19 protein-coding genes are annotated in these 25,762 nt (G+C 70.7%); 14 read left to right on the top strand and 5 right to left on the bottom strand.

Features of this window, described 5'->3' with window-relative positions; genetic code table 11:
* Positions 1–3 precede the first annotated feature (3 nt).
* From BUE42_RS01230 to BUE42_RS01215, 4 genes are all read left to right on the top strand, one after another.
* Positions 4–1,089, top strand: coding sequence for a M14 family metallopeptidase (locus tag BUE42_RS01230; protein WP_073462274.1), 1,086 nt, complete (start codon positions 4–6; stop codon positions 1,087–1,089).
* A gap of 26 nt (positions 1,090–1,115) precedes the next feature.
* Positions 1,116–2,450: a chloride channel protein gene (locus BUE42_RS01225; RefSeq protein ID WP_235002029.1), complete on the top strand. Its 1,335-nt coding sequence runs from the start codon at positions 1,116–1,118 to the stop codon at positions 2,448–2,450.
* Positions 2,451–2,528: 78 nt separating this feature from the next.
* Positions 2,529–2,837: a DUF1272 domain-containing protein gene (locus BUE42_RS01220; protein ID WP_073462272.1), complete on the top strand. Its 309-nt coding sequence runs from the start codon at positions 2,529–2,531 to the stop codon at positions 2,835–2,837.
* Complete coding sequence (locus tag BUE42_RS01215; RefSeq protein WP_073462271.1) at positions 2,834–3,814, top strand: GlxA family transcriptional regulator; 981 nt, start codon at positions 2,834–2,836, stop codon at positions 3,812–3,814. The genes BUE42_RS01220 and BUE42_RS01215 overlap by 4 nt, the downstream gene beginning before the upstream one ends.
* Before the next feature lies 1 nt (position 3,815).
* On the opposite strand, the gene mdoH is transcribed toward BUE42_RS01215, so the two are convergent.
* The 3 genes from mdoH to BUE42_RS01200 form a co-directional block, all read right to left on the bottom strand.
* Entirely contained in the window at positions 3,816–6,035 is a 2,220-nt protein-coding gene (gene mdoH / locus BUE42_RS01210; protein WP_083613789.1) for a glucans biosynthesis glucosyltransferase MdoH, read from the bottom strand.
* Positions 6,008–7,480, bottom strand: coding sequence for a glucan biosynthesis protein G (locus BUE42_RS01205; protein ID WP_073462269.1), 1,473 nt, complete (start codon positions 7,478–7,480; stop codon positions 6,008–6,010). The genes mdoH and BUE42_RS01205 overlap by 28 nt, the downstream gene beginning before the upstream one ends.
* A gap of 393 nt (positions 7,481–7,873) precedes the next feature.
* Positions 7,874–9,181: a DUF4397 domain-containing protein gene (locus BUE42_RS01200; RefSeq protein WP_073462268.1), complete on the bottom strand. Its 1,308-nt coding sequence runs from the start codon at positions 9,179–9,181 to the stop codon at positions 7,874–7,876.
* A gap of 134 nt (positions 9,182–9,315) precedes the next feature.
* On the opposite strand from BUE42_RS01200, the gene BUE42_RS01195 reads away from it, so the two are divergent.
* From BUE42_RS01195 to BUE42_RS01175, 5 genes are all read left to right on the top strand, one after another.
* Positions 9,316–10,188 carry a DUF6502 family protein gene (locus BUE42_RS01195; RefSeq protein ID WP_073462267.1) on the top strand — a complete coding sequence of 291 codons (873 nt, stop codon included), beginning with the start codon at positions 9,316–9,318 and terminating at the stop codon, positions 10,186–10,188.
* Entirely contained in the window at positions 10,185–11,369 is a 1,185-nt protein-coding gene (locus BUE42_RS01190; RefSeq protein WP_073462266.1) for a DUF5666 domain-containing protein, read from the top strand. Before BUE42_RS01195 ends, BUE42_RS01190 begins: the two co-directional genes overlap by 4 nt.
* A 94-nt stretch (positions 11,370–11,463) precedes the next feature.
* A complete protein-coding gene (locus BUE42_RS01185) occupies positions 11,464–12,150 on the top strand; it encodes a heavy metal response regulator transcription factor (RefSeq protein ID WP_073462265.1) in 687 nt (228 codons plus the stop codon).
* Positions 12,147–13,520 carry a heavy metal sensor histidine kinase gene (locus BUE42_RS01180; protein ID WP_073462264.1) on the top strand — a complete coding sequence of 458 codons (1,374 nt, stop codon included), beginning with the start codon at positions 12,147–12,149 and terminating at the stop codon, positions 13,518–13,520. The genes BUE42_RS01185 and BUE42_RS01180 overlap by 4 nt, the downstream gene beginning before the upstream one ends.
* An 89-nt stretch (positions 13,521–13,609) precedes the next feature.
* On the top strand, positions 13,610–13,957 hold the full coding sequence (locus tag BUE42_RS01175; RefSeq protein WP_073462263.1) for a DUF4148 domain-containing protein: 348 nt from the start codon (positions 13,610–13,612) through the stop codon (positions 13,955–13,957).
* A gap of 13 nt (positions 13,958–13,970) precedes the next feature.
* Here the strand turns inward: BUE42_RS01175 and BUE42_RS01170 are convergent, their stop codons facing one another.
* Positions 13,971–14,876, bottom strand: a complete 906-nt coding sequence (locus BUE42_RS01170; RefSeq protein ID WP_073462262.1) for a LysR family transcriptional regulator — start codon at positions 14,874–14,876, stop codon at positions 13,971–13,973.
* 57 nt (positions 14,877–14,933) lie between these two features.
* Positions 14,934–15,311, bottom strand: a complete 378-nt coding sequence (locus BUE42_RS01165) for a hypothetical protein (protein ID WP_073462261.1) — start codon at positions 15,309–15,311, stop codon at positions 14,934–14,936.
* Between the two features lie 347 nt (positions 15,312–15,658).
* Here BUE42_RS01165 and BUE42_RS01160 point away from each other — a divergent pair, with 347 nt between their 5' ends.
* The 5 genes from BUE42_RS01160 (at position 15,659) to BUE42_RS01140 (ending at position 25,754) form a co-directional block, all read left to right on the top strand.
* On the top strand, positions 15,659–16,105 hold the full coding sequence (locus BUE42_RS01160) for a hypothetical protein (RefSeq protein ID WP_073462260.1): 447 nt from the start codon (positions 15,659–15,661) through the stop codon (positions 16,103–16,105).
* Positions 16,106–16,351: 246 nt separating this feature from the next.
* Complete coding sequence (locus BUE42_RS01155; RefSeq protein WP_073462259.1) at positions 16,352–17,890, top strand: Lcl domain-containing protein; 1,539 nt, start codon at positions 16,352–16,354, stop codon at positions 17,888–17,890.
* A 51-nt stretch (positions 17,891–17,941) separates the two neighbouring features.
* The gene (locus BUE42_RS01150; RefSeq protein WP_073462258.1) at positions 17,942–21,697 is read left to right on the top strand and encodes a DUF4132 domain-containing protein; all 3,756 of its coding nucleotides are present in this window, start codon (positions 17,942–17,944) and stop codon (positions 21,695–21,697) included.
* The gene (locus tag BUE42_RS01145; protein WP_073462257.1) at positions 21,694–24,666 is read left to right on the top strand and encodes a DUF4132 domain-containing protein; all 2,973 of its coding nucleotides are present in this window, start codon (positions 21,694–21,696) and stop codon (positions 24,664–24,666) included. The genes BUE42_RS01150 and BUE42_RS01145 overlap by 4 nt, the downstream gene beginning before the upstream one ends.
* Positions 24,663–25,754, top strand: a complete 1,092-nt coding sequence (locus tag BUE42_RS01140) for an ATP-binding protein (RefSeq protein ID WP_073462256.1) — start codon at positions 24,663–24,665, stop codon at positions 25,752–25,754. Before BUE42_RS01145 ends, BUE42_RS01140 begins: the two co-directional genes overlap by 4 nt.
* Positions 25,755–25,762: the final 8 nt, after the last annotated feature.

Below are 25,762 nucleotides of genomic sequence, written 5' to 3'. Positions count from 1 at the left end.
GGCATGATGAACACCGAAGCGCTCTTCGCACAGACCTACGCCGAAGCGCGCGGCAAGTTCCTGGCCGCGGCCGAGGCGGCCGAGCTCGACGTCGAGACCCATGTGCACCCGCTGCTCGGCCGCGACGGCGAGACGCTCGCGATGGACATCGTGCGCGACGGCCCGGCCGATGCGGGCCGGCTGCTGATCATCAGCAGCGCCTGCCATGGCGTCGAGGGCTTCTGCGGCTCCGGCATCCAGGTCGGGCTGCTGGGCGATGCGGCGTGGCGTGCGTCGGCCCATGCGGCCGGCGTGGCGGTGCTCTGCATCCACGCGCTGAACCCGCATGGCTTCTCGTGGTGGCGCCGCACCACGCACGAGAACGTCGACCTGAACCGGAATTTCCACGATTTCAGCCAGCCGCTGCCGGCCAACCCCGGCTACGACGAACTGGCCGGGCTGCTGGTGCCGCCGACCTGGCCGCCGTCGCCCGAGGTGATGATGCGCATCGGCCAGTTCGTGCAGCAGCGCGGCATGGAAGCGCTGCAGGCCGCCGTGTCCGGCGGGCAGTACGACCATCCCGAGGGCCTGTTCTACGGCGGGCGCAATCCCACCTGGAGCCAGGTGACGCTGCGCCACGTGCTGCAGCAGCACGGACAACGGGCAGCGAAGCTCGGCTGGATCGACCTGCACACCGGGCTCGGGCCGATGGGCGTCGGCGAGCGCATCTTCGCGTGCCGCGACGATGCGGCCGCGCTGGCCCGCGCCCGCGCCTGGTGGGGCGACGGCGTGACCTCGATCTACGACGGCAGCTCCAGCTCGGCGCTGCTGACGGGGCTGATGTGGAGCGCGGCGTACGAAGAATGCCCGCAGGCCGAGTACACCGGCATCGCGCTCGAATACGGCACGCTGCCGATCATGCAGATGATCGAGGCGCTGCGGGCCGACCAGTGGGTCGAGAACCACCCGGAGGCGCCGGCCGAGCAGCAGGCGCAGATCAAGCGCCAGACCCGCGATGCGTTCTACATCGACACGCCGCAGTGGAAGCAGCAGGTGTGGGAGCAGGCACGCGACGCAGCGGGGGCGGCAGTGCGGGGGTTGGCAGGCTGAGCGGCCGACGCCCACTGATGGAGCCACTGCAGCCGCATCCGGATTTCGTCGACGCGGTCCGCCAGGAGCTGTCGGATTGGCGCAGTTGGCTGGCGCGTGCCGTCGTGCTGGCGTACGCGGCGGCGGCCGGGCTGGCGGTCGTGGGCTTCACGGCCTTGTCGGACCTGGCATTGCGCGGCTTCACGGCGATCACGGCCTGGCAGGCCTGGCTGCCGTTCGTCTGGATGCCGGCCTGTGCCGCGGCCATCGTGTGGGTGACGCGGCGCCACGTACCGGGCGCCGCGGGCTCGGGGATCCCGCAAGTGATGGCCGGGCTGTCCATGCAGACGCCGCCGCCGCAGCTCGGGCTGTTCGTCTCGCTGAAGCTGAGCCTTGCCAAGGTCCTGCTGACCGCGGCCGGGTTGCTGGGCGGCCTGTCGATCGGCCGCGAGGGACCCTCGGTGCAGGTGGCCGCCGGCATCATGCAGAGCGCGAAGCGCTGGCTGCCCGAAGGCTCGGGCATCACCTCGCACGCGCTGCTGGTGGCGGGGGGCGCCGCCGGCATCGCGGCGGCATTCAACACGCCACTGGCCGGCATCGTGTTCGCGATCGAGGAACTCTCGCGCCGCATCGAACAACGCAGCAGCGGGCTGATCATCGCCGCCATCGTGCTGGCCGGCCTGATGGCGGTGTCGGTGTTCGGCAACTCGACCTACTTCGGCGTGATCCACGTGCCGGCCATGGGGCTCGGCCTGCTGTGGCCCGGGCTGCTGGTGGTGCTGCTGTGCGGACTGGCCGGCGGGCTGTTCTCGCGCCTGCTGATCACCTCGCTGTCGCCACGTGAAGACCGCATCGGACGCTGGCAGCGTGTCCACCCGGTGCGCTTCGCGGCGGCCTGCGGACTGGTGCTGGCGCTGATCGGCTGGGTGACCGCCGGCGCGACCTTCGGCAGCGGCTACGGTTTCACACAGGGCTTGCTGGCGGGCGAGGCGCACGCGCCGGGCCTCGTGGTGGTGCTGCGCTTCATCAGCACCTGGATCTCGGCCGCCTGCGGTGTGCCGGGCGGCATCTTCGCGCCGTCGCTGACGATCGGCGCGGGCATCGGCAGCGACGTGGCGATGCTCACCGGCGATCACGCTGCCTCCGCAGCACTGATCGCGATGGGCATGGCGGCGTTCCTCGCAGCGGTGACGCAGGCGCCCATCACGGCCTTCATCATCGTGATGGAAATGGTCGACGGGCATGCGATGGTGTTGAGCCTGATGGCGGCGGCGCTGGGGGCCAGCCTGGTGTCGCGCTGGATCAGCGCACCGCTGTATGCGACCTTGGCGGCGATGCAGCTGCAGCGGCTGCCGGTCACGGACCCGCCTGTCCGGAATTGATCGGTCCCGGTCGGCCGACGCCGCGACAGCCGGTGCCTTGGCAGCTATCGTGCTGGCCTGCATCCTCGAAAGCCCGCCATGCTCCAACTCCGCCCCACCTGCGAACACTGCAACACCGCGCTGCCGCCGGAATCGCTCGATGCGCGCATCTGCAGCTTCGAATGCACCTTCTGCGCGAATTGCGTCGACGGCGTGCTCGGCAACGTCTGCCCGAATTGCGGCGGCGGCTTCGTGCCGCGCCCGGTGCGGCCGGTGACCGACTGGAAAGGCGGCAACCACCTGGCCCGCTACCCTGCCGAGACGGCGGTGAAACACCGGCCGGTCGACCCGGCCACGCAGGCCGCGTTGCGCGAGCGCCTGCGCGGCGTGCCACCCGAGCAGCGATGAACCGCGTCGACGTCGCGATCGTCGTGCCGCCGCGCACGCTGCTGCTCGATGTCGCCGGGCCGGCCGAGGCGTTCCGGCTGGCCGACACGCACCTCGCGGACCAGGGCCGGCCAGAACGCTTTCGGCTGCGCTTCGTCGGGCCGCAGGCGCAGGCCCCGAGCTCGGTGGGGTTGCAGGTGGCGGGACTCGAGGCGCTGCCGACGCGCTTCGCCGCGCCGACCTGGCTGATGGTGGTCGGCCAGCCCTCTGCCGCGCTCGGCCGGCCCGATGCGGCGACGCTGGACACCATCGACTGGCTGCGCCGCGATGTCGGCCCGCTGCTGGCGTCGGGCGAGGATCACCGCCTCATCGGCGTCTGCACCGGCGCGCTGCTGCTCGCGCGCGCCGGGCTGCTCGGCGGGCGGCGCTGCACGACGCACCATGCGTTCATCGAGATGCTGCGCCGCCTCGCGCCGGCGGCGCAGGTGGTCGACAACCGGGTGTTCGTGCTCGACGGCGCGCTCGCCACCAGTGCCGGCGTGACGGCCGGCATCGACCTCGCGCTGCACCTGATCGCGCTGGCCTGCGGCGATGCGCTGGCGGCGCGGGTCGCGAAGGACCTGGTCGTCTATTTGCGCCGCACGCCGAACGACCCCGAGCTGTCACCGCTGCTGGCGCACCGGCACCACATCCACCCCGCGCTGCACCGCGCGCAGGACGCGGTGTGCGAGCGGCCCGGCAACGACTGGACGCTGGCGTCGCTGGCCGATGCGGCGCACGTGACGACACGTCACCTGCTGCGGCTGTTCGCCGAGCACGCGGCGGTGTCGCCGATGACCTATGTGGAGAAGATCCGCCTGGAGCGGGCGCGCCAGGCCTTGTCGGGCGGCGCCAGCGTCACGCGGGCCGCGGAGCACGCGGGGTTCGCGTCAGACCTGCAGCTGCGCCGGGCCTGGGGCCGGCACCTGGACGGCACGCCCCGTGCCGCCAGGCCGTGAATCACGCGCGACGTTCGTTGCGCACCAGGCTGGCGTTGGCCGCCAGCTGATCGCGCAAGCGCACGATCGTCTGCGGCTCGCTCAGCAAGCGCATCCGGTCGGCCTTGCTCAGCCGCTCGGTGTCGTGCTGGGCCAGCAAGCCCTTCACCAGCAGGCGGCGCGCCTTGCCGCGGCTGCCCCAACTGGTGTTGCGCGGGCCCATCGCGCCGCGCACCACGTCGAACAGCCACGGGTCGTTCAGCGCATCGCGGAACTGGCGCACCGGCGCCGCGCGGCGCGCATGCGCCCAGGCACGGCGCAGCACCGTCGGCGCCGAATGCTCTTCCGGCGTCAGCAGCAGCTTGTTGGCCAGCAGGCGCTGGCCGAGGCCCGAGCGGCTCGTCAACACCACCAGCGGCACCGCCAGCAGCAGCGGCAGGCCCATCGGCGCCAGCCACAGCGTGGCCTGCGGCTGCACCCACAACACCAGCGCCGACAGCAGCGCCACGCCACCGCTGATGAACATGAAGCGGCGCGCCGCATCCGCCCAGCCGATGTCGCTCGCCTCCCGCGGAGGCGACTTCCAGTCCAGCTTCAGCCCGGTCAGCGCGACGACGACGAACAGCGTGTGCGCCATCATCCGCACCGGCGCCTGCAGCACCGACAGCCCGCCTTCCAGCACGGCGCCCTTGATCAGCGCGACGGTGCCGCCATAGCGGTGCTGCTGCTTCGTCATCACGATCGCGGCCACGCCCATCACGCGCGGCATCGCCAGCATCACCGCGGTGGCGAGCCACAGCAGCGCCATCTCGACCGGCAGCTCGCGCGTCGCCCCGAACACCGGGTGGCCGCCGAACATCCACAGCCCCGCGCCGAGCAGCACGAATGCCAGCCACAGCGGGGCCGACAGGTAGGCCAGCGCGCCGGTCAGCAGCATCGCGCGGTGCACGCCGTGCAGGCCGGGCTCGGCGATCAGGCGGGCGTTCTGCAGGTTGCCCTGGCACCAGCGGCGATCGCGCTGCAGCTCCTCGAGCAGGTTGGGCGGTTGCTGTTCGTAGCTGCCGTGCAGGTCGTGCACCAGCCACACGTGGTAGCCGGCACGGCGCATCAGCGCGGCTTCGACGAAGTCGTGCGACAGGATCTCGCCGCTCAGGCCGCCACGGCCCTTCAGCGGTGCCAGCCCGCAATGCTTCATGAAGGGCTCGACGCGGATGATCGCGTTGTGGCCCCAGTAGTGCGATTCGCCCAGCTGCCAGTACTGCATGCCGGCGGTGAACAGCCGGCCGGCCACGCGGCCCGCGAACTGCTGCGAGCGCGCATGCACGGTGTCGAGGCCACAGGCCTGCGGCGCGGTCTGCAGGATGCCGGCGTCGGGGTTGGCTTCCATCAGCCGCACCAGCTTCACCAGGCAGTCGCCGCTCATCACGCTGTCGGCGTCGAGCACCACCATGTAGCGGTAGTCCTTGCCGAAGCGGCGGCAGAAGTCGGCCACGTTGCCGGCCTTGCGCTTGGTGCGGATGGTGCGCCAGCGGTAGTAGATGCGATCGGCCAGCCCGCCCTCGGCGCGCAGCTCGGCCCAGGCGGCCAGCTCGGCGGCGCGGATCTCGGGGTCGTTGGTGTCCGACAGCACGTAGACGTCGAACAGGCTCGACGCGCCGGTGGCGGCCAGCGACTCGACCGTCGCGCGCAGGCCGGCGAACACGGTGGAGACCTGCTCGTTGCAGATCGGCATGATGATCGCGGTGCGCGCGGCCTTGTGGATCGGCTCGTTGCCGACCGACGATGCCGACATCGCATGCCGGTCGCCACGCCACAGCACCCAGAAGCCCATCATCGCGGTGAAGAAACCGGCCGACACCCATGCGAACAGCAGCGCGTACAGGCCGATCTGCAGGTTGCGCAGCCAGGCGCTCTCGTGCTGCGGCAGCACGGTGGCCAGCAGCGCGGTGGCACCGGCGGCCGACAACGCGACCAGGCCCAGCAGCACGCGGCGGCGCGCCTTCGCGGCACGCTCCCAGGCCTCGGGGGCCTGAGCCGGTGCGGCCGGCGCGGCCACTGCGGCGCGCGCGCCGGGCTGCACCAGGCGGCCCAGGCCGGCCAGCGTGCCGACCAGCAGCTCGCCGAGGCTGCGTGTGAAACCACGCCACGGCTGAGCCACCATCGAGCCGCGGTTCATGCGCGGCATGCTGGCGCCCGGTGCGGATCGGTCGGCGCTCACTCGGGTTGAATGATCGTGGTCCATGTTTCGGTCAAGGCGTTGTCGCCGGTTTGGAGAAAGGCTCGCAGCTCGGCGGGTTGCGCGAGTTCGAGGCGGTTGACGCGCACGGTCATGCGCCAGGTGCCGGTCGCAGGGTTGCGATAGGCGTTGCGTTCAACGATCTGGGCGTTGGTGCCGGCCGTGACGACGGCCTTCACCTGGGCATTGGCCGGCAGGGCACGCAGCGCGGGGCCGTCGAAATCGACGACGTACTGCACCTCGCGCGGATCCAGTGCTTTCTTGCGGTCGACGAAGCCATGGCCGCGGCGGGTCTGCACCGTCCAGCCGGCAGGCGGGCGCTGCTGGCGCTCGCCCTGCCACTGCATGCGGTAGGCGAAGTCGATCGGCTGGCCGGGCGCCGGCACGCTGGCAGGCACCCAGTACGCGACGACGTTGTCGTCGGTCTCGTCCGGCGTGTGCAACTGCAGCAGCTCGACGCGGCCCGGGCCCCACGAGCCCTGCGGCGTGACCCAGACGCTCGGGCGGTGCTCGTACTGCGCCTCGGTGTCTTCGTAGCTGTTGTAGGCGTGGTCGCGCTGCATCAGCCCGAAGCCCTTCAGCTCGGCCATCGAGAACGAGGTCACCAGGGTGCTCTTCGGATTGACCAGCGGGCGCCACAGCCATTCGCCGCCGCCCTTGCCATCGCCGGTGGCGACCATCAGGCCGTCCGAGTCGTGCACCTCGGGGCGGAAGTCACCGGCCTTCGGCTGGTTCTCGCCGTGCGCGAACATGCTGGTCAGCGGCGTCAGGCCGAGCGTCGCGACGCCGGCGCGCAAGAACAGGCGGGCCTGCACGTCGATCGCCGTCTCCTCGCCGGGACGCAGCGTGATGCGGTACGCGCCGGTCGCGCGCGGCGAATCGAGCAGCGCGTGGATCACCAGCGTGGTCGCCTGCGGCGCCGGGCGCTCGATCCAGAACTCGCTGAAGCGCGGGAACTCCTCGCCGCTGCCGCCGACGGTGTCGATGCCCAGCCCGCGCGCCGACATGCCGTAGTGCTGACCCTTGCCCAACGCGCGCAGGTAGCTCGCGCCGAGGAAGACCACCAGCTCGTCCTTGTAGGCCGGATTGTTCAGCGCGTAGTGCACGCGGAAGCCGGCGAAGCCGAGGTCGCCCCAGCCCTTCTGCGTCAGCTTGTTCTTGCCGTAGTCGAAGTCGGCGCGGTCGAACGCGACGTGGTTGACCCGGCCATCGGGGGCGATCTCGTTGATCGACACCGGCTGCGTCTGGAACTTGCCGAGGTGGAAGAAGGCCAGCTCGAACGGCAGGTTCTCGCGGCGCCACAGCGCCTTCTGCGGGTTGAAGCGGATGTCGCGGTACTGGTCGTAGTCGAGGTTCTTCAGCTCATCGGGCAGCTTGACCGTGACCGGCGCGTAGGCACGGGTCGCGGCTTGGCGGGCGCGCTCGGCCACATCGTCGAAGCCGAAGGCCATCGCCTGGCCGGCGAGGCCCGCGAGGCAAAGGGAAACCAGCGCGCGAACCCATGTCGCGGATCGGCGAACGGTGGAAGCGGTGAGCGCGGTGTGACCGGGGGAAGCGAGCAAAACGTGGTTCCTGTCTGGCAAAACAAGGCCGTGAAAACGGCCGCGATGCCTTGACAGCGCAACGCTTGTGCCAGCAGAAAAAATCGTTTCGGATCAACGACTTGCAGCGAGTAACAAAGGGTTTGCCCGTATCTGACGCTCAAACAGCTGTCCGGACCGGTCTTTTTGTCGCCAGGCAGCGACAGCCCTTCCGCTGGGTTTCGCCAAGTCGTTGATATGAAACAACTATTCGCCTGTCACCGGATGGCGACAGGCGAATCGGCGACCGGTTGCCGCCGCCGTTCAGCGATCGCGCACCAGCGTCCCGAGCGGCGCCGCGGCGTCGCCGAGCATGAACACCGTGTAGACCCGGGTGGCCTGCAGGTTGGCTTCGTCGTTCAGGTACAGCCGGGACGCCGCGGCCGGCGAGGTGACCTCCAGCCGGATCGGGTTGCCGACCACCAGACTCGCGCTGACCGAGGCCTGGCCGAACGGGATGTCGCTGGCGACGAGGCCGTAGTCGGCCGTCAGCGTCACGTTGCCGGCCAGGCCGTTGACGCCGTGCACCAGCCGCAGCTTCGCGCTGGTGGCGGCGGCCGGCTTGTTGTTGTCCTGCAGCACGAACGCGGTCGGCGCGGCCGGCGTGCCCAGCACCATCAGCGTCACGTCGGCACCGGGCAGCGCGGTGAACGCCGGCAGCGCGATGGCGGCACCGCCGTTCACGCGCAGTTCACCGGTGACCGCACCGGCCGGCACCATCGCATACGGCACGATCGCCGGCGACGCGATGCCGCTCGACAGCGTGATGCCGTTCGCCTTCACCGACACCGCACCGCTGGCCGTCGTGCCGGCCACCACGCGCACGCGGGCCGACGGGTTCTTCTGCGCGACCACGTCGGCGCGCTGGTTCAGCAGCAGGCCGTGCACCAGCACGCCGCCGGGCGTGGCCGTCAGCACCAGCGTCACGACCTGCTGGTCGGCGAGCGTCACCGACGGCAGGTCCAGCCGCACGTCGGCCTTGTTGCCGGCGCCGGTCACGACGACGCGCCACGCGCCCTTCGCGAATTCCTTGTACAGGCTCAGCGTGTCGGTCGGGACGTTGCCAAGCGCCGGGTTCTGGTCGGCGAGGCTCGCATCGGCCGGGAACACGTAGGTGTCGAGCGTGCCGGCCTCGACCGCGCCGTTCATCACGCGCAGCTTCGCCTGGCCGGCCGACGGCGCCGCTTCGCTGTCGTTCATGTACATCGCGCGCAGCGAGGTCTCGCTGCTGTAGGCCACCAGCGTGTGGTAGCCGTCGCTGGCCACGGTGCGGCTCACGCTGGCCGCGCTGGAGGTGGAGCCGCTGCGCTTCAGCGTCATCGCGACCGTGCCCGAGCCGATCTCCGAATAGGCCCCGACCGCGAACGACGCGGTGTCCTTGGTCTGCAGCGCGTCGCCGGCGTAGAAATCGAGCGCCGCGTAATCGGTCGTCGCGTTGACCAGGCGCACGCGTCCGGGCGAGCCGCCGCCGTCGTCGGAGCCGCCGCCGCAGCCGGGCAGCACGGCGGCCGCCGCCAGCGCCGCGAGCGCCGTCGCGGCAACCAGGATCCGGCGGGTGAAGAACTTGTTCATCGAAGCGTTTCCAGTGGATAAGTCAAATGTGCCAATCGCACATTCACTGTAGATTCCACGACACACGGTGACAAGCCCCGGGCAACCACGGATGGCAAAACCGTGATCAAATGTGCACACTGCACATTATTCCGATGACCCCGCCCGACGACACCGAAGCCGCCTTCCAGCAGGCGCTCGAGCGCCTGCTGCTGCCGCTCGCGCAGCTGTGCCTCGATCGCGGCCACGGCTTCCCGCTGCTGGCCGAGGCGTTGAAGCGCGCGCTGGTCGCGGCGGCACGCGAGGCGCACTCCGGCGCGCAGGCGAGCCGCGACATCAGCCGCATCAGCACCACCACCGGCCTGACGCGCCGCGAGGTGACGCGCATCACGCACACGCCGCCGGCCGACGCGTCGCCGCGCAGCTCGCCGGCCACGCAGGTCTTCACCAAGTGGATGGGCAGCCGGCGCCTGCAGGACAAGCACGGCCACCCGAAGGCGCTGCCGCGCCAGGGCAAGGCACCGAGCTTCGAGGAGCTGGCGCGCTCGGTGACGCGTGACGTGCACCCGCGCAGCTTGCTCGAAGAGCTGTGCCGGCTCGGCCTCGCGAGCTTCGATCCGGTGACCGACACCGTCACGCTGGAGCGCGATTCCTTCGTGCCGAGCGCCGACCAGTCGCGGCTGCTCGGTTTCGTCGGCCACAACGTCGGCGACCACCTGTCGGCCGCGGTGGCCAACCTGGCGGCCGGCAGCAGCGGCGAGAAGCCGCCGCATTTCGAGCAGGCGGTGTTCGCCGACGGCCTCTCGGCCGATTCGGTCGCGCAACTGCGCGGGCTGGTCACCGAGCAATGGCGCGGGCTGATGGCCGCGCTGGTGCCGCGGCTCACCGAGATGATCGAAGCCGACGAGCGCGCGCACCAGGCCGGCGATCCGCCGCCGCGCCGCGTGCGCGTCGGCCTGTACACCTTCCATGCCGATGCGCCCGCGGCGGCGGCACCCTCTTCACCAGACGAGCCCGACCCATCGTGAACACCCGCCCACCGACCCGCCGCCGCCTGACCGCGGGGCTCCTGGCCGCCGCGCTGCTGATCACCCCGCTGGCCGGTTGCGGCGGTGGCGTCGACAGCGGCGGCACCGGCATCATCGCGTCCGGCCCGATCAGCGGGCTCGGCTCGATCTTCGTCAACGACGTGCGCTTCGACGACGACAGCGCCGAGATCCGCGACGAGCAGGGCGCGCTGCTGACGAAAGACCAGCTGAAGCTCGGCATGACGGTGATCGTCGAGGGCGGCACGCTGGACACCAGCAGCACGCAGGCCACCTCGACGGCGCAGGTGATCCGCGTCGTCAGCGACCTGGTCGGGCCGGTGGGCACGGTGGATGCCGCCGGCGGCAGCTTCACCGTGCTCGGCCAGACGGTGCTTGTCGGCGCGCGCACGCTGTTCGACGGCAGCCTGACCGGCGGCTTCGCTGCGCTGGTGCCGGGCATGACGGTGCAGGTGTATTCGCAGTACGACCCGCTGACGCGCCAGTACGCCGCCACGCGGGTCGAGCAATTGCCCGATGCCGCGTTCTACAAGATCCGCGGCGTGGTCGCGGCGCGCGACCCGCAGGCGCCCAGCCTGACGCTGGGCAGCGAGGTGATCGGCGTCGGCGGCGTGGCCGGCAGCGCGGTGCCGCCGGTGGACATCGGCGATTTCCTCAGCGTGCGCCTGCTCGCCGAGAACGGCCAGCTCGCCGCCACCTCGGTGCGCACCGCCGACCTGATGCTGAGCGACCATGCGGTGGCGCGCGTCGAGGGCACGGTGACCGAGATCCTCAGCCCGCGCAGCTTCAAGGTGAACGGCATCGCGGTCGACGCCGCCGCCGCGCACTTCGACGGCGACGAGAGCAAGGTCGTGCTGGGCGCGCGCGTCGGCGTGCTGGGCAGCACGCAGGCCGGCACGCTGGTGGCGGCGCGGGTGATCGTGCACGACGACAGCGTGCCGGCGATCGCGAGCTTCGCGCTGGTCGGCGCGGTGCAGGAGTTGGACGCGGCGGCGCGCAGCTTCCGCATCCGCAACACGCCGGTGGTGTTCGACGACAGCACCACGTTCAGCGGCGGGCTGGCCGCCGACCTGGCGAACGGCCGGCGCGCCTCCGTGGCCGGCGTGCCCTCGCTCGACGGCACCCGCATCGTCGCGACGCAGGTCACGTTCGCGGCGCCCTGAGCGGCTCGTCAGACAGAAGAAGTCCCGCGCAGATGACAGATTTGTCATCTGCGCGTCAGCCGCCGGCCGGGGGAGCGTCACTAAACTCCCGGGAATGCGCGTCCTGATCATCGAAGACGAACCGAAGACGGCCGACTACCTGCGCCGCGGGCTGACCGAGCAGGGCCACGTCGTCGACGTCGAGCACAACGGCATCGACGGCCGCCACGCGGCGCTCGAAGGCCGGCACGACGTGATCGTGCTCGACGCGATGCTGCCCGGCATCGACGGCTTCGAGATCCTGCGCGACGTGCGCCGCGTGAAGCAGGTGGCGATCATCATGCTGACCGCGCGCGACGGCATCGAAGACCGCGTGCGCGGCCTGCAGGACGGCGCCGACGACTACCTCGTCAAGCCCTTCTCCTTTCTTGAACTCAGTGCGCGGCTGCATGCGCTGTCGCGCCGCAGCCGGCAGACCGAGCCGACCACCATCACGATCGGCGACATGGTGCTGGACCTGCTCGGGCGCAAGGTGCAGCGCGGCGGCGACCGCATCGACCTCACCGCGAAGGAGTTCTCGCTGCTGACCACGCTCGCGCGCCGGCCCGGCCAGGTGCTGTCGCGCACCGAGATCTCCGAACTGGTGTGGGACATCCACTTCGACAGCAACACCAACGTCGTCGAGGTCGCGGTGAAGCGGCTGCGCGCCAAGCTCGACGGCCCCTACCCGGTCAAGCTGCTGCACACGATGCGCGGCATGGGCTACGTGCTCGAGGCGCGCGCGGCGGAGGGCACGCCGTGACGCGCCGCCTCTCGGTGCGGCTCACGCTGATGTTCGCGGCCTGCGCCGCGGCGGTGTTCCTGGTCGGCGGCTGCGCGCTCTACCGCATGCTCGACGGCGGCATGATGGAGCAGGTGCGCGGCGAGATGCGGCTGCGCGCCGGCTGGGCCGAATCCATCGTGCTGCGCGTGCAGGATGAATCGCAGTGGCGGCTGTGGCTCACGCCCAAGTTCAACACCCTCGAGATGGAGCGCAGCGACGTGCGGCTGTGGGTCGTCAGCGACGATCCGAGCTTCCGCTACGGCCCGCGCCGCGCCGACATCGAGGCGCTGGCGATGGCCGGCGGCTATGGCGAGCTGGTCGAGCCCGGCCACCCGTGCAAGCTGCTGACCTGGACCCGCCACCTGCCCGCCGACGGCGACCGGCCCGCGGTGACCCTGGTGCTGGTGAAAGACCCGCTGCGCTTCCTGCAGACGCTGGAGGACTTCCGTTTCGCGCTGATCGGGCTGGGCACCGTCGGCGTGCTGGCGGTGGCCTTTCTCGGCTACGGCATCGCCCGCGTCGGGCTGCGTCCGCTCGACCGGCTGAGCCGGCAGGCGCGGGCGCTCGATCCGAACCACCAGGACCAGCGGCTCGTGCTGCAGCCGATGCCCGCCGAGCTGGACAAGCTGACCGCCTCGTTCAACGGCGCGCTGGCGCGGCTGGAGGCGGCGTACCAGCAGCTGGAGGCCTTCAACGCCGACGTGGCGCACGAGCTGCGCACGCCGCTGACCAACCTGATCGGCCAGACCCAGGTGATGCTGACGCGCGAGCGCAGCGCCGGCGAGCTGGAAGAAGTGCTGCGCTCCAACCTCGAGGAGATGGAGCGGCTGAAGGGCATCGTCAACGACATGCTGTTCCTCGCGCGCGCCGACCAGGGCGCGGCCGCATCGCGCCATGCCGACACCTCGATCGCCGACGAGGTGCACAAGGTGGCCGAGTACCTCGATGCGCTGCTCGACGAGCGCGGCGTGCGCATCCGCGTGCAGGGCGACGAGCGCGGCTGCGTCGAGACGGCGCTGCTGCGGCGCGCGCTCGGCAACCTGCTGCAGAACGCGATCGAGCATTCGACGCCGGGCGACGAGATCGTGGTCGAGATCGCGCGCCTGCTCGACGCGCCCGAGCAGATCCGCGTGGCGGTCAGCAACCCCGGCAACCCGATCGACGAGCAGCACCTCACGCACCTGTTCGACCGCTTCTACCGCGTCGACAGCGCGCGCCGCAACCCGGGCGGCAACCACGGGCTGGGCCTCGCGATCGTCAAGGCGATCGCGCTGATGCACCGCGGCTCGGTGTTCGCGCGCTCGCAGGCCGGCCGCAACACCTTCGGTTTCACGTTGACGGCCACCTGACAAAAACGTCATCTGCCGGACAGGCTCCTGTGCGGGCCCGCTTTCTACGATGCCTTCACTCCCAACCACTTCGTGAAAGGTACCGAATCATGAAAGCCACCCTCGCACTGAGCATCGCCGCCCTGGGCTTCACCGTGCTGTCGCAAGCCGCGCACGCCGACACCGACACCTACGCCGACAAGGCGATCAACCAGGCCTACAGCGCACCGTCGACGCTGACGCGCGCCGAAGTGCAGGCCGACCTGGCGCTGTGGCAACGCGCCGGCCTGGAAGCCGCCGCCGGCCGTGAAAGCTTCGACCCGACCCGCCCGGACATCGCCAGCCGCCTCGCGCAGTACAAGCAATGGCGCAGCGGCTCGGAATACCGCAACGAGCTGGCGCGCCTGCAGGACAAGTCGATGACGGCGCAGGCGCCTTCGTCGCGCATGGCCAACTGAGCGGGCGTTCTCCTCAAGCCGCCAGCTTCACCGATCGGCAGGCCGAGGCCAGCGCGACCAGGTTCGGGTCGCGCTGCCTCGACTTCAGGTAGTTCAGCCCGATCTGCTGGCGCACCTGGTAGCGCGGCTGCAGCGGGATCAGCTCCACCTTGCCGCCGAGTGCCTCGCGCACGCGGCCCGGCAGCAGCGTGCAGCCGAGGCCGCCGCCGACCAGGTTGATCAGCGTGAAGATGTCGCCCACCTGCATCGCGAGCTTCGGCGTGAAGCCGGCGGCGCGGAACGCGGTGTCGAAGCCGTCGCGCGTCGCGAAGCCCTTGCGCAGCGTGACGAAGCGCTCGCCGACGCAGGCCCCCAGGTCCACCGCGCCCAGCCGGGCGTAGCGCGAGCCGATCGGCGCCGCGAAATACATCTGGTCATCGAACAGCGGGGGCGATTCGATGTCCGGCTCGTTCGGCGGGATCGCCATCAGCGCGGCATCCACGGTGCCGGCGCGCAGCTGCGCGAGCAGCTCGGCGTTCGAGCCCATCACCAGTTCGGCCTGCACGTCGGGGCGGCGCAGCTTCATGTCGGTGACGAGCCGTGGCACCGTCTCGACCCCCAGCGAATAGAGCGCGCCGAGGCGGATGCGGCGGGCCGACCAGCCGCCGCTCGCGCGCGCAGCCTGCACGCCGTCGTCGAGGATCTGCAGCGCGTGGCGCGCGGACTCGGCCAGCACGCGTGCGGCCTCGGTGGGCAGCAGCTCGCGACCCTCGTGGCGGAACAGCGGGCAGTCGAGCGCGTCTTCCAGCGAATGCAGCGCGCGGTGCACGCTGACCGTGCTGACCTCCAGCTGCTCGGCGGCACGCCGCAGGTTGTTGGTCTCCATGTACGCCAGCAGCATCTCCAGCTTGCGAAGCGTGATCTCTTCCATCAGTGCCATCGCACGGGTCTTTCCTTGTTTGCGATGGATGCTAACGATGAGGGATCCCCGAAACTGCTACGCAATGTTCCGTTCGTTGCAAGGCGCGCGCAGGGTGAGCCGCGATGGCGGGAAGGCTCCGTCGCAGTGGGGCGGGTAAACGAGCAAGGGCAGGTTCAACAGGTCGTCGGTCCAGCCTGCTTGGCCCCGGGCACGCAGGTGCGGCCTGCGGCCACTGGAGCGATCGACCTTCACTTCGCGACGGCGACAGGAAACCGGATCGATGAAGTAGAGGCACTGCGCATCGGACTCGATCAGCTCGATCGCTGTGGTGGCATTCAGTTGCCGCATCAGCGAGCCGACGTGGCTGAACATCAGGCCGACATGGGTGATCGCACGGTGCGTGGGGTTGGTGGTGGGATGGAGGGTGATGAAGTTGATGAGGAGGTCGGGCATCGGCGATGCGTCTGCGGAAGGACGCGCGAAAGAGGGAATGCGCCGAGCTTGCGGCGAATGTTCTCTGTTGACACGTGTCTTCAGGCGACCGAGTCGACAAGATGGCGGCCGATGCGCCCCAGCCGCAATGCCCTTCTCGTGCAAGCCCTCGGTGTCGTTCTGAAGAAACGTCGCCAGGGGACAACCGGCATGGCGACATGCGGGCCGCGTTCGCCTCCAGGCCCGCGTGAACACATGATGCGGCGCAGCGATCCGACAACCTCGCCCGTCCAAGCGTTACACCTCGCCGGTCAACAGGTGAACCACCCGAGCCGTTGGATGCCCCATCAACGACTCCGGATGCGCCCATGCACCCCGTCCCCCGAACCCTGTCGCGGCTCGCCGCCGCGGCCTGTCTTGCCTTCGCCCTGACCGCCTGCGGTGGCGGCGGTGACGACGGCTACGTCACCTTCGACGTCGGCATCATCGTTGCGGGCCAGCCGATCAGCAACGGGCATGTGCACTCCGGCTCGTCGCAGAGCATCTCGGTCTATGCCGGCGACTCGCTGCAGCTCGATGCCAGCGAGCCGGTCGTGTGGTCGCTGCAGGTCGCGGGCACCTCGGTCAGCGGCAGCGGCAGCACGGTGTACTACGGCGGCATCGGCGTCACGATCGACACCCTCAGCGCATCGCGCATCCTGGTCGACACCTTCGACACCAGCCCCTTCAGCACGCCGGTCGCGCTGACCTTCACCGCGACCTCCACCTATGACGCGGCAGTGGTTGCCACGGTCACGGTGTACGTCTTCTACTGAACCTGGCAGTTCAGAATCCAGGGCGAACACAGACCCTCGTCGCCCCATGCCCATCGCCCTCGACAGCGTGTTCATGCGCAAGCAACTCACGTGACCCTCAGCGAGGTCGTGCCCGACTGACCCGATTGGTGATGCGCTTCACGCTGCGGTCCGCTTGTCGATCAAGCCGCATGCAGAAACGGCCGATATGTCCGCTGCCCCCCGTCCATTCCCGGACCCGGGCCCATGCGCACAAGGACAGCGGCGATGAAACGGATCAGGCAGTTGTTGATCGGCACCGCCATCGGTGTGCTGGCCGCATGCGGCGGCTCGGGTGGTGGCAGCAGTGGCGGCAGCACGACCGCGATGGGCGGCAACTCGGTCGGCAATGCACCCGCGACGAGCACCGTGTCGGGTGTGGTGGCCGACAAGAACGGGCTGGCGATCCAGGGCGTGCTCGTCACCGTGTTCCACCACAACGACCACACGACCCGGACCGCCAGCACCGACGCCGACGGCCGTTACGCGATCGCCGGGCTCAGCGCCGGCGTCAATGCCGACTACGCGGTCTACGCGCAGCAGGCGGGCTTTGCCTTCTACCCGTCGGTCGGCGACGTGGCCGGTTCGGTCACGAAGATGGATTTCAACGGGCTCTACCGCACCGTGATCCGCTTCGCGACGCTGCCGACGCACGATGTCGCGAACGCGGACTTCACCGCCTCGCGCGCAGGCGACCGGATGGCGAGCCTGCCGCGCACCGGACAGTCGGCGAGCTTCGCGGTCGGCGACGACGGCTCGCTCGCCCACGGCGTGGCATGGCCCGGCACCCGGTTCATCGACCACGCCGACGGCACCGTCACCGATGCACTGACCGGACTGGTGTGGCTCAGGAACGCCGGCTGCTTCAACGCGACCGACTGGCCGACGGCGCTCGCCGCGGCCGCGCAACTGGCCAGCGGCACCTGCGGCCTGAGCGACGGCTCGGCCGCAGGGCAATGGCGCATGCCGAACGCGAACGAGCTGGAGAGCCTGGTCGACGTGTCGCAGGCCGGCCCGGCGGTGGCGAGCGGCCACCCGTTCACCGGCATCGCCCTCGCCAATGCCTACTGGAGCTCGACCACCTACATGGCACTGACGAGCAGCGCGATGGCCATCCGCTTCAGCGACGGGCGCTGGATCAACGGCGCGAATGCGGCCGACGGCGGCATGAGCAACGTAAAGGCCAGCTCGGCGAACTCGCTGTGGGCCGTGCGCTCGGGCGCGGCCGGCGCGGTGCAGCTGCTGGCCACCGGCGTGTACGCCGGCATCGGCGGCGGCTCGTTCGGCAGCGCCGACGATGCCGCGCTGCAGACCGGCGCGCCCCTCACCTCGCCGCGCTTCATCGACAACGGCGACGGCACGCTGGCCGACACGGTGACGGGCCTGACCTGGTTGAAGAAGGCCGATTGCATCCAGCAGCCCTGGTCGGGCGCACTGGCGGCGGTGAACGCGCTCGCGAACGGCCAGTGCGGCCTCGCCGACGGATCGACCGCCGGACAGTGGCGCCTGCCCAACCGCGCCGAGATGCTCAGCCTGTCGGACCGCGCGCCGACCTTCCCGCAGGCCTCGTACCTGAATGGCCAGTACCAGGCCAGCACGGCGGTCACCGGCCCCGCGGTGTTCGACAACTTCATCGTCTCGGACTACTACTGGACCTCGACCACCAGCGCGGCGGACATGAGCGAAGCCTGGACCGTCTACAGCTGCGACTTCGGCGTCTACAACGTCGCGAAATCCGAGCTGCGTTACGCGCTCGCGGTGCGGTAGCGCCCCGATATAGTCCGCTGCTGTACGCAGCAGACAGGAAGGACGCGGGGCATGCGCCGATTCGAGCTGGTCGAGGGAACATCGAGCAAGTTCTGGGAGGTGGCGGTGGCAGAAGCCGACGTGACGGTGCGCTTCGGCCGCATCGGCACCAACGGCCAGGCCAAGACCAAGTCGTTCGCGAGCGCTGCGGCCGCGCAGGCCGAGCATGACGCGCTGGTGAAGGAAAAGACCGGCAAGGGCTACCGCGAGACCGGCGTGGCCGCCGGCGCGACGCTGGCGGCGGTCGCTGCGCCGGCTGCGGCGCCTGCAGCGCCGAAGGCGGCAATCCCCTCGACACCGACAGCGACGCCGACACTGCCACCGCCACCCAAGGCGCCTTCCCCTCCCGCCGCGACACCCGCCACCGACGCCGCGCCGATCGACTGGCCCCACGGCGGCTTCGACTGGAACGATGCCCTGCGCAAGGCGCTGCCGGTGGTCCGCGGCATCCATGCCCCCACGCCCGTCGATGGCCGCAGCCTGCTTGCGACGCCCGTCACCGTCCGCGACGTGCAGTACAGCCACCGCGCGCAGGAGTTCACCGCGCTGGCTTCGCAGCTGAAACGGGCCTGGTCGCAGTGGAACGCCACCAGCTTCACCGAGATGACGCAGCCCGATCGGCTGAAGCAGGCCGATCCCGACTACTGGCTGGAGCTGTGCGCGCAGTGCCTGCACGGCAACGTCCTGCACCAGGGCGACCACTACGGCACCCACGGCCTCGCCTGGGCCACGCAGGTGGGCATCGCGCTGCACGGCCTGCCGTTCATGATCGAGACCGCGCTCGATCTCGCGCGCGGCGCGCAGCCGCACCAGTTCACGCTGAGCCGCGTGATCAGCTCGCAGTTCGAGGCGCTGCGCACCGCGATTGCCGCCGCCGGCGACGCCGAGCACGATGCCGCCGTCGCCACGCTCGATCGCCAGGCCGGCTCGACACCGCTCGACCGCCTGCTGCGCGCCGTGCTGTGCCCGCACCGCAGCGACTGGGCCCTCACCAGCATGGCCGACGACGCCGCGGACGACCAGCTCTACCTGCGCGACTGCGTCGTGCCGGCCGAGGCCATGCGGAGCTACCTGAAGGCCGCCTCGCCGTACTACTACCTGATGGAAAGCGCGCTCGCGCTGCAGATCCACCTGCACGGTGCCGACGCCTTCGAGCTGCTCGCCGACCTGCTGCGCCGCGCCGACGACCGCGACAACAGCGAGAAGTTCACCGCGCTGGTGCTGCGCATGCGCGTGCCGCAGAGCATCCCGCTGCTGACCGAACTGATCGAGCGCAAGGACGCGCGCGCCGCGCTCGACAAGCTGTCCGAGCGCTACCCGGCCGCCACGCTGCAGTGCGTGATCGGCCATGCGCTCGCGACGCGTTCGCGGCTGGCCGAAGGCTGGGCCGTGCGGCTCGCATTGCGCGAACCCGCCGCGCTGGCGCAGGCCCTGCCCACGCTCGGCGCCGGCGAGCGCGAGCGCTTCCAGGCGCTGCTCGATGCACTGCAGAGCGCCGAGGCTTCGCCCGAGCAGCTGCCGCCGCTGCTGCGCGAGCCGCCGTGGCTGCGCAAGGCACGCGCCGAAGACTTGCCGACGCTCGACATCACCGTGCGCGCCACGCCCGACCGCCTCGTGTGGACCGCCGCCGAACGCACGCGCCATGCAGCCCATCAGGTCAACCCGTGGCGCAGCAAGCAGGCACCGAGCCCGACCGCGTACGCGCTGACCGAGATGCAGGTCACGCCCGAAGGCCAGGCGCGCGTGATGGCCGGCCAGCCGCTGCTGCCCGACAACTTCAAGATCACGAAGAACTACTTCTACGGCCAGACGCCCGAGGTCGTGCTGCTGTTCCCCGACACCGCCGCGCTCGCGCTGTGGAGCAGCTACCCGTCGAAGTACTGGTATTCGTTCAGCGACAACAGCGCGCCGATCCGCGCGATCCTCGCGCGCCACGGCGAGGCCGCAGTGCCGGGCTTCGTCGGCTACGTGCAGTCGTATCCGGAATCCGGGCTGCCGATCGCAATCGATGTCGACAGCGCGCAGCTCGTGCCGATCGCGCTGCACGCACTGCGCAACCTGAAGAAGGCGAAGGCGCCTGCGATGGCCTGGCTGCGCGCGCACGTCGACACCGCGCTGGCGCAAGCCCTGCCGCTCGCCTTCGGCCGCGACCGCACGCAGCGCGAGAACGCGCAGTTCGGCCTGCGCTGGCTGGTGGCCAACGGCTTCGAGGCGCGGACCCGCGAAATTGCCGGGTCGTACGGCACGCCGATGCAGCACGCGCTGCAGGCCCTGCTCGACGCCGACCCGCTGCTGGTGCTGCCGGCGCGCATGCCCAAGCTGCCGGTGTTCTTCGTCGCACCGGCGCTGCGCCGCCCGCTGCTGCGCGACAGCGGCGAAGCCCTGCCGACCACCGCGATCGAGCACGTCGGCTCGATGCTCGCGATCAGCAAGCTCGAAGCGCCCTACCCCGGCCTCGCGATCGTCAAGGAGCTCTGCACGCCGGCCTCGCTGGCCGAGTTCGCGTGGGACCTGTTCGAAGCCTGGATCGCTGCAGGCGCGCCGAGCAAGGACGGCTGGGCCTTCGCGGCGCTCGGCCTGCTGGGCGACGACGAGACCGCGCGCCGGCTCGCGCCGCGCATCCGCGAGTGGCCGGGCGAATCGGCGCACCAGCGTGCGGTCACCGGGCTGGATCTGCTCGCCGCGATCGGCAGCGACGTGGCGCTGATGCACCTGAACGGCATCGCCGGCAAGGTGAAGTTCAAGGCCTTGCAAGACCGCGCGAAGGAGAAGATCGCCACCGTGGCCGAGGCGCGCGGCTTCACCGCCGCCGAGCTGGCCGACCGGCTGGTGCCCGACCTGGGGCTCGACGAGCAGGGCGCGCTGGAACTCGATTTCGGGCCGCGCCGCTTCTTCGTCGGCTTCGACGAGACGCTGAAGCCCTTCGTGAAGGATGCGCAGGGCGTGCGCCTCAAAGACCTGCCGAAGCCGGTCAAGAGCGACGACGCCGCGTTGGCCGAGGCGGCGACCGATCGCTTCAAACAGCTGAAGAAGGATGCCAAGGCCATCGCCAGCCTGCAGGTCACGCGGCTGGAGATGAGCATGGTCGAGCGCCGGCGCTGGGGGGCCGCCGATTTCAAGCTGTTCTTCCTCGAACACCCGCTGATGCGACACCTCGCGGCACGCGTGGTGTGGGGCGTGTATGAAGGCGAGGACGACACGCCCGGCGCGCTCGCGAGCGCCTTCCGCGTCGCCGAGGACTGGACGCTCGCCGACGGCGACGACTTGCAGACCCTGCTGCCCGACGACGCGAAGGTCGGCATCGTCCACGTGCTGGAGATGCCGGCCGCGATGCAGGCCGCGTTCGGCCAGGTGTTCGCCGACTACGAGATCCTGCAGCCCTTCAAGCAGCTCGGCCGCGAGACCTACCGGCTCACGCCGCAGGAGCTGCAGGCCACCGAGCTGACGCGCTTCGCGCAGAAGACGGTGGCCACCGGCAGCGTGATGGGCCTGGTCAACCGCGGCTGGGAGCGCGGTGCGGCGCAGGACGGCGGCTGGGTCGGCTGGTTCACGAAGCGCGTGGGCGGCGGGCTGGAGGTGGAGCTCGAACTCGACCCCGGCACCGTGATCGGCGACCTGAGCTACGAACCGAAGCAGCGCATCCCGAAGATCGTGCTGCGCGAATCCGGCACCTGGGCGCAGCAAGGCCATGTGAAGTTCGAGCGGCTCGACCCGATCGTCGCGAGCGAGGTGCTGCGCGATGCGGACCTGCTGGCGCCGCTGCCATGAAGAAGGCGCTCCTCGGCCTGGTGTGGCCCACCGGCGGCTTCCAGTGGACGCCCGAGTGGCTGGAGCTGCTGCCGGTGATGCGCGGCGTTCACCTGCCGTCGGCCGCACCGTCGACTCAAGAGAGTCCGACCGTCGCGCTGGAAGCCGCGCTGGTGGGGCCGCTGCCCCAGGCCTACGCGGATTGGTTCGCACGGTTCGAGCCGCTGCGCGACGCGGTCGCCTGTGCCGACGAGGCCACGTACGAAGCCGCGCTCGCGGTGGCCCAGCGCGGCAGGACGAGTTCGTCGTCGGCCGCCCGCGCCTGTGCCTTCGTCTTCCCGCAGCTCGGCGACTGGACGGCCGAGTGGCTGGCCGCCCACGGCAAGGAGCCTTGGGGGCATGCAGTGCTGGTGCGGTCTGCGATGCAGCCGGCCGACTTTCTGGCGTATTGCGCGGCGCACCCCTGGCTCGACCACGCCTCATTGACGAAGGGCGTGCTGCTGCAGTTGAAGCTGCACGGCGAGGCGGCGCTGGAGGTGCTGGCGTGGTTCATCCGCACGCGCCTCACGTCGCGTGACCCGAAGCTCGCGACGCAGGCCCTCAAGCTCGCGGCCCAGATGCGGGTGCCCGGCCTGCTGCCGCTGCTGGTGGTGCAGTCGGAGCACAAGAAAGTGCGCGACACGCTGGAGAAGCTGGCGAAGAGCCATCCGGTGGCCGTGCTGCTGACGGTGATCCGCCATGCGGTGGCCGGCCGCAGCCGGGCCGCCGAGACCTGGGCCTTGCGGCTGGCGCATGAGTGGCCGGAGGTCTTGCCGGCCGCGCTCGATGCCCTGGAGCCGGCGCTGCGCAGCCGCTTCGAGGGCGCCGTGGCGGCGCTGAATCCGGTGGAGGCGCCCGACGCAGCCTTGGCGCCGATCCTGCGAGAACCGCCGTGGCTGCGCGCCGACCGGCCGGGGCAGTTGCCGGTGCTGGACATCGCCGCCATTGCGACGCCCGATGCCCTGGCGTGGCCTGCGGGCCTGCTGGAGCGCGTGCGGGCCATGCAGGCCCAGGATCAGGTCGAAGACCTTGCGCAGTGGAACAGCCTGCCGCCCGAACACTGGAAGTTCAGCCCCTGGAGTCTCGATGCCGAACAGGTGCTCGCCCGCTTCGGCGTGGCAGCGATCCCCGGCATGGTGGCGGTGCTGACCACGCACCTCGGCAAGAGGCCGGACATCGCGCTGCTGATGGACACGCCGCTGCTGGTGCCGCGCATGGCGAAGCTGCTGCGGCAATCGCGCATGCACCGCGCCGGCGCGATCGACTGGATCACCAAATTCCCGCGTACCGTGATGGTCCGCGCGCTGCCCGCGGCGTTCGCGGCGCAGCACAGTCCGGAGCGCGACGATGCGCGCCACACCTTGCGCTGGATGGCGGAGCGGGAAGGCGGGCGCAGCAGCCTGCTGGAAGCCGCCGCGGCTTGTGGCGAAGCGATGACCCAGGCCGTCACAGCCCTGCTCGGCACCGACCCGCTGGACGTGCTGCCAGGCGAGATGCCGCCGTTGCCGGCCTTCTGCGACGTGGCCACGATGCGCCGCCCGCACCTGCAGGCCGGCGGCGCGCTCAGCGTTGCCGCCACCGGGCACCTCGTGCGCATGCTGATGATCGGCCAGCCCGATGCGCCCTACCCCGGCGTCGCGCTCGTGCAGGCCGCGTGCACGCCGGCCAGCCTCGCCGAGTTCGCGTGGGACCTGTGCGAGGCGTGGATCGCCACGGGTGCACCATCGAAGGACAGCTGGGCCTTCCGCACGCTCGGCCTGCTCGGCAACGACGAGACGGCCCGCCGCCTGATCCCCCGCATCAACGACTGGGCCGGCGCACCGGGCACCCGCGGCCGCGCCGAATCCGCGCTCGACCTGCTGGCCGCCATCGGCACCGACGTGGCGCTGATGCTGCTGAACACGCAGGCCACCAAGGGCCGGCACAAGCGCGTGCAGATGCGTGCGGCCGGCATGATCGCGGCGGTGGCCGATGCGCGCGGGCTCACGCTCGATGAACTCGGCGACCGGCTCGCGCCGACGCTCGGCCTCGATGAGCCCGATGCGGCGGTCTTCGATTTCGGCCCGCGCCGGTTCTCGCTCAGCTTCGACGAAAGCCTGAAGCCCGTCGTGCGCGATGCCCGCGGCCTGCGCCTGAAAGACCTGCCGAAGCCGCTGAAGGCCGACGACGCCGCACTCGCCGGCCCGGCAGCCGAGCGCTTCAAGCAGCTGAAGAAGGACGTGCGCGCCATCGCCAGCCTGGAGATCACGCGGCTGGAGCGCGCGATGCGCAATGGTCGGCGCTGGCCGCTGCCCGCGTTCCGGCGCTTCTTCCTGGCCCATCCGCTGATGCGCCACCTGGCGGCGCGCCTGGCCTGGGCCACCTACGACGGCGGCGCGCTGCGCCAGCCCTTCCGCGTGGCCGAGGACTGGACGCTCGCCGATGCCGCGGACGAGCAGCTCGCGCTGCCCGAGGCCGCGCTGATCGGCATCCTGCACGTGCTCGAACTCGATCCGCCCGCGAAGGCGCAGCTCGGCCAGCTGTTCGGCGACTACGAGATCCTGCAGCCGTTCAAGCAGTTGCAGCGCGAGACCTACGCGCTGACGCCGCAGGAGAAGCAGCAGAGCACCATCAAGCGCTTCGAGAACCGCGATGTCGCGACCGGCGCCGTGATCGGCCTGGACCAGAAGGGCTGGGAGCGCGGCCGCGCGGAGGACGGCGGCATGGTCCGCGAGTACACGCGCGACGTGCCCGATGGCCTGCGCGTGACGCTGCGCTTCAGCCCCGGCATCTTCGTCGCCGGCGGCGTGATGGAGCCCCGCCAGTCGCTCGAGTGGCTGACGCTCGCACGCCGTTCGGCCGAAGGCGCCGTCAACGCGCTATCGTTCGACGCACTCGACCCGGTGTCCGCCAGCGAGATGCTGCGCGACATCGACCTGCTGAACCCCGCTCTTTCACAGCCCCAGCCATGACCGACCGCACCCTCGCCCTCAAGAGCCAGCGCCCGCCCGCCGAGCTGCTCTACGCCGACGAGCTGGCCCAGCTCGCGAAGCACGACAGCGGCCCGGTGCCGCCCGGCTGGCGGCTGTCGATGAAGGCGGTGATGCGCTTCATCGGCGGCGCGCCCGACATCCGCCGCAAGATCGTCTGCGCGCCCAGCCTGCTCGAGCGCGCGATGGTCACGCTGGCGTCGAACCGCGCGCTGCTGCTGGTCGGCGAGCCGGGCACCGCGAAGAGCCTGCTGTCGGAGCTGCTCGCGGCCGCCATCAGCGGCACCAGCACGCTGACCATCCAGGGCAGCGCCGCCACCACCGAAGACCAGATCAAGTACGGCTGGAACTACGCGCTGCTGCTGAACGACGGCCCCAGCCCGCGCGCGCTGGTGCCCTCGCCGCTGTACCGCGCGCTGCGCGACGGCCGCATCGTGCGCTTCGAGGAGATCACGCGCTGCCCGCCGGAGGTGCAGGATGGCTTGCTGTCGATCCTCTCCGAGCGCCTGCTGATGGTGCCCGAGCTGGCCGACGACAACGCGGTGTTCGCCGCGCCCGGCTTCAACCTGATCGCCACCGCCAACACGCGCGACCGCGGCGTCAACGAGATGTCGGCTGCGCTGAAGCGGCGCTTCGCGTTCGAGACGGTGTTCCCGATCGCCGACTACGACGAGGAGCTCGCGCTGGTGCGCTCCGAGCTGGCGCGGCTGCTGGCGCAGGACCAGATCGCGGTGCAGCCATCGGACGACGTGCTGGAGGTGCTGGTCACCACCTTCCGCGAGCTGCGCACCGGGCTCGACAAGGACGGCAACGCCGGCGAGCGGCTGTCGACCGTCGTCAGCACCGCCGAGGCGGTGAGCGTCGCGCATGCGGTGGCGCTGCGCGGCCACTACCTGCGCGGCGATGCCGGCCGGCCGGCCGACATCGTCGAGGCGCTGGCCGGTGCGGCCGCGAAGGACAACGCCGACGACCTGAAGAAGATCCGCCGCTACATCGAGCAGCGCGCCAGCCGTCGCAAGGGCGAGCACTGGCAGGCGTTCCACGCGGCGCGGCATCTGCTGCCGGAATGAGGGGCGCC

This window comes from Rhizobacter sp. OV335, assembly GCF_900142965.1.
Classification (GTDB): domain Bacteria; phylum Pseudomonadota; class Gammaproteobacteria; order Burkholderiales; family Burkholderiaceae_C; genus Rhizobacter.
The sequence above is the reverse complement of the archived record's forward strand: the minus strand, read 5'-3'. Positions and strand labels throughout refer to the sequence as shown.

Excerpts from the sequence above, each read along its gene's own strand:
- BUE42_RS01175 (WP_073462263.1), top strand. The coding sequence starts at position 13,610 with ATGAAAGCCACCCTCGCACTGAGCATCGCCGCCCTGGGCTTCACCGTG.
- BUE42_RS01215 (WP_073462271.1), top strand. The coding sequence starts at position 2,834 with ATGAACCGCGTCGACGTCGCGATCGTCGTGCCGCCGCGCACGCTGCTG.
- BUE42_RS01220 (WP_073462272.1), top strand. The coding sequence starts at position 2,529 with ATGCTCCAACTCCGCCCCACCTGCGAACACTGCAACACCGCGCTGCCG.
- BUE42_RS01150 (WP_073462258.1), top strand. The coding sequence starts at position 17,942 with ATGCGCCGATTCGAGCTGGTCGAGGGAACATCGAGCAAGTTCTGGGAG.
- BUE42_RS01165 (WP_073462261.1), bottom strand. The coding sequence starts at position 15,311 with ATGCCCGACCTCCTCATCAACTTCATCACCCTCCATCCCACCACCAAC.
- BUE42_RS01195 (WP_073462267.1), top strand. The coding sequence starts at position 9,316 with ATGACCCCGCCCGACGACACCGAAGCCGCCTTCCAGCAGGCGCTCGAG.
- BUE42_RS01205 (WP_073462269.1), bottom strand. The coding sequence starts at position 7,480 with ATGGCCTTCGGCTTCGACGATGTGGCCGAGCGCGCCCGCCAAGCCGCG.
- BUE42_RS01145 (WP_073462257.1), top strand. The coding sequence starts at position 21,694 with ATGAAGAAGGCGCTCCTCGGCCTGGTGTGGCCCACCGGCGGCTTCCAG.
- BUE42_RS01160 (WP_073462260.1), top strand. The coding sequence starts at position 15,659 with ATGCACCCCGTCCCCCGAACCCTGTCGCGGCTCGCCGCCGCGGCCTGT.
- BUE42_RS01185 (WP_073462265.1), top strand. The coding sequence starts at position 11,464 with ATGCGCGTCCTGATCATCGAAGACGAACCGAAGACGGCCGACTACCTG.
- BUE42_RS01230 (WP_073462274.1), top strand. The coding sequence starts at position 4 with ATGATGAACACCGAAGCGCTCTTCGCACAGACCTACGCCGAAGCGCGC.
- BUE42_RS01155 (WP_073462259.1), top strand. The coding sequence starts at position 16,352 with ATGAAACGGATCAGGCAGTTGTTGATCGGCACCGCCATCGGTGTGCTG.
- BUE42_RS01200 (WP_073462268.1), bottom strand. The coding sequence starts at position 9,181 with ATGAACAAGTTCTTCACCCGCCGGATCCTGGTTGCCGCGACGGCGCTC.
- BUE42_RS01170 (WP_073462262.1), bottom strand. The coding sequence starts at position 14,876 with ATGGCACTGATGGAAGAGATCACGCTTCGCAAGCTGGAGATGCTGCTG.
- mdoH (WP_083613789.1), bottom strand. The coding sequence starts at position 6,035 with ATGGACCACGATCATTCAACCCGAGTGAGCGCCGACCGATCCGCACCG.
- BUE42_RS01140 (WP_073462256.1), top strand. The coding sequence starts at position 24,663 with ATGACCGACCGCACCCTCGCCCTCAAGAGCCAGCGCCCGCCCGCCGAG.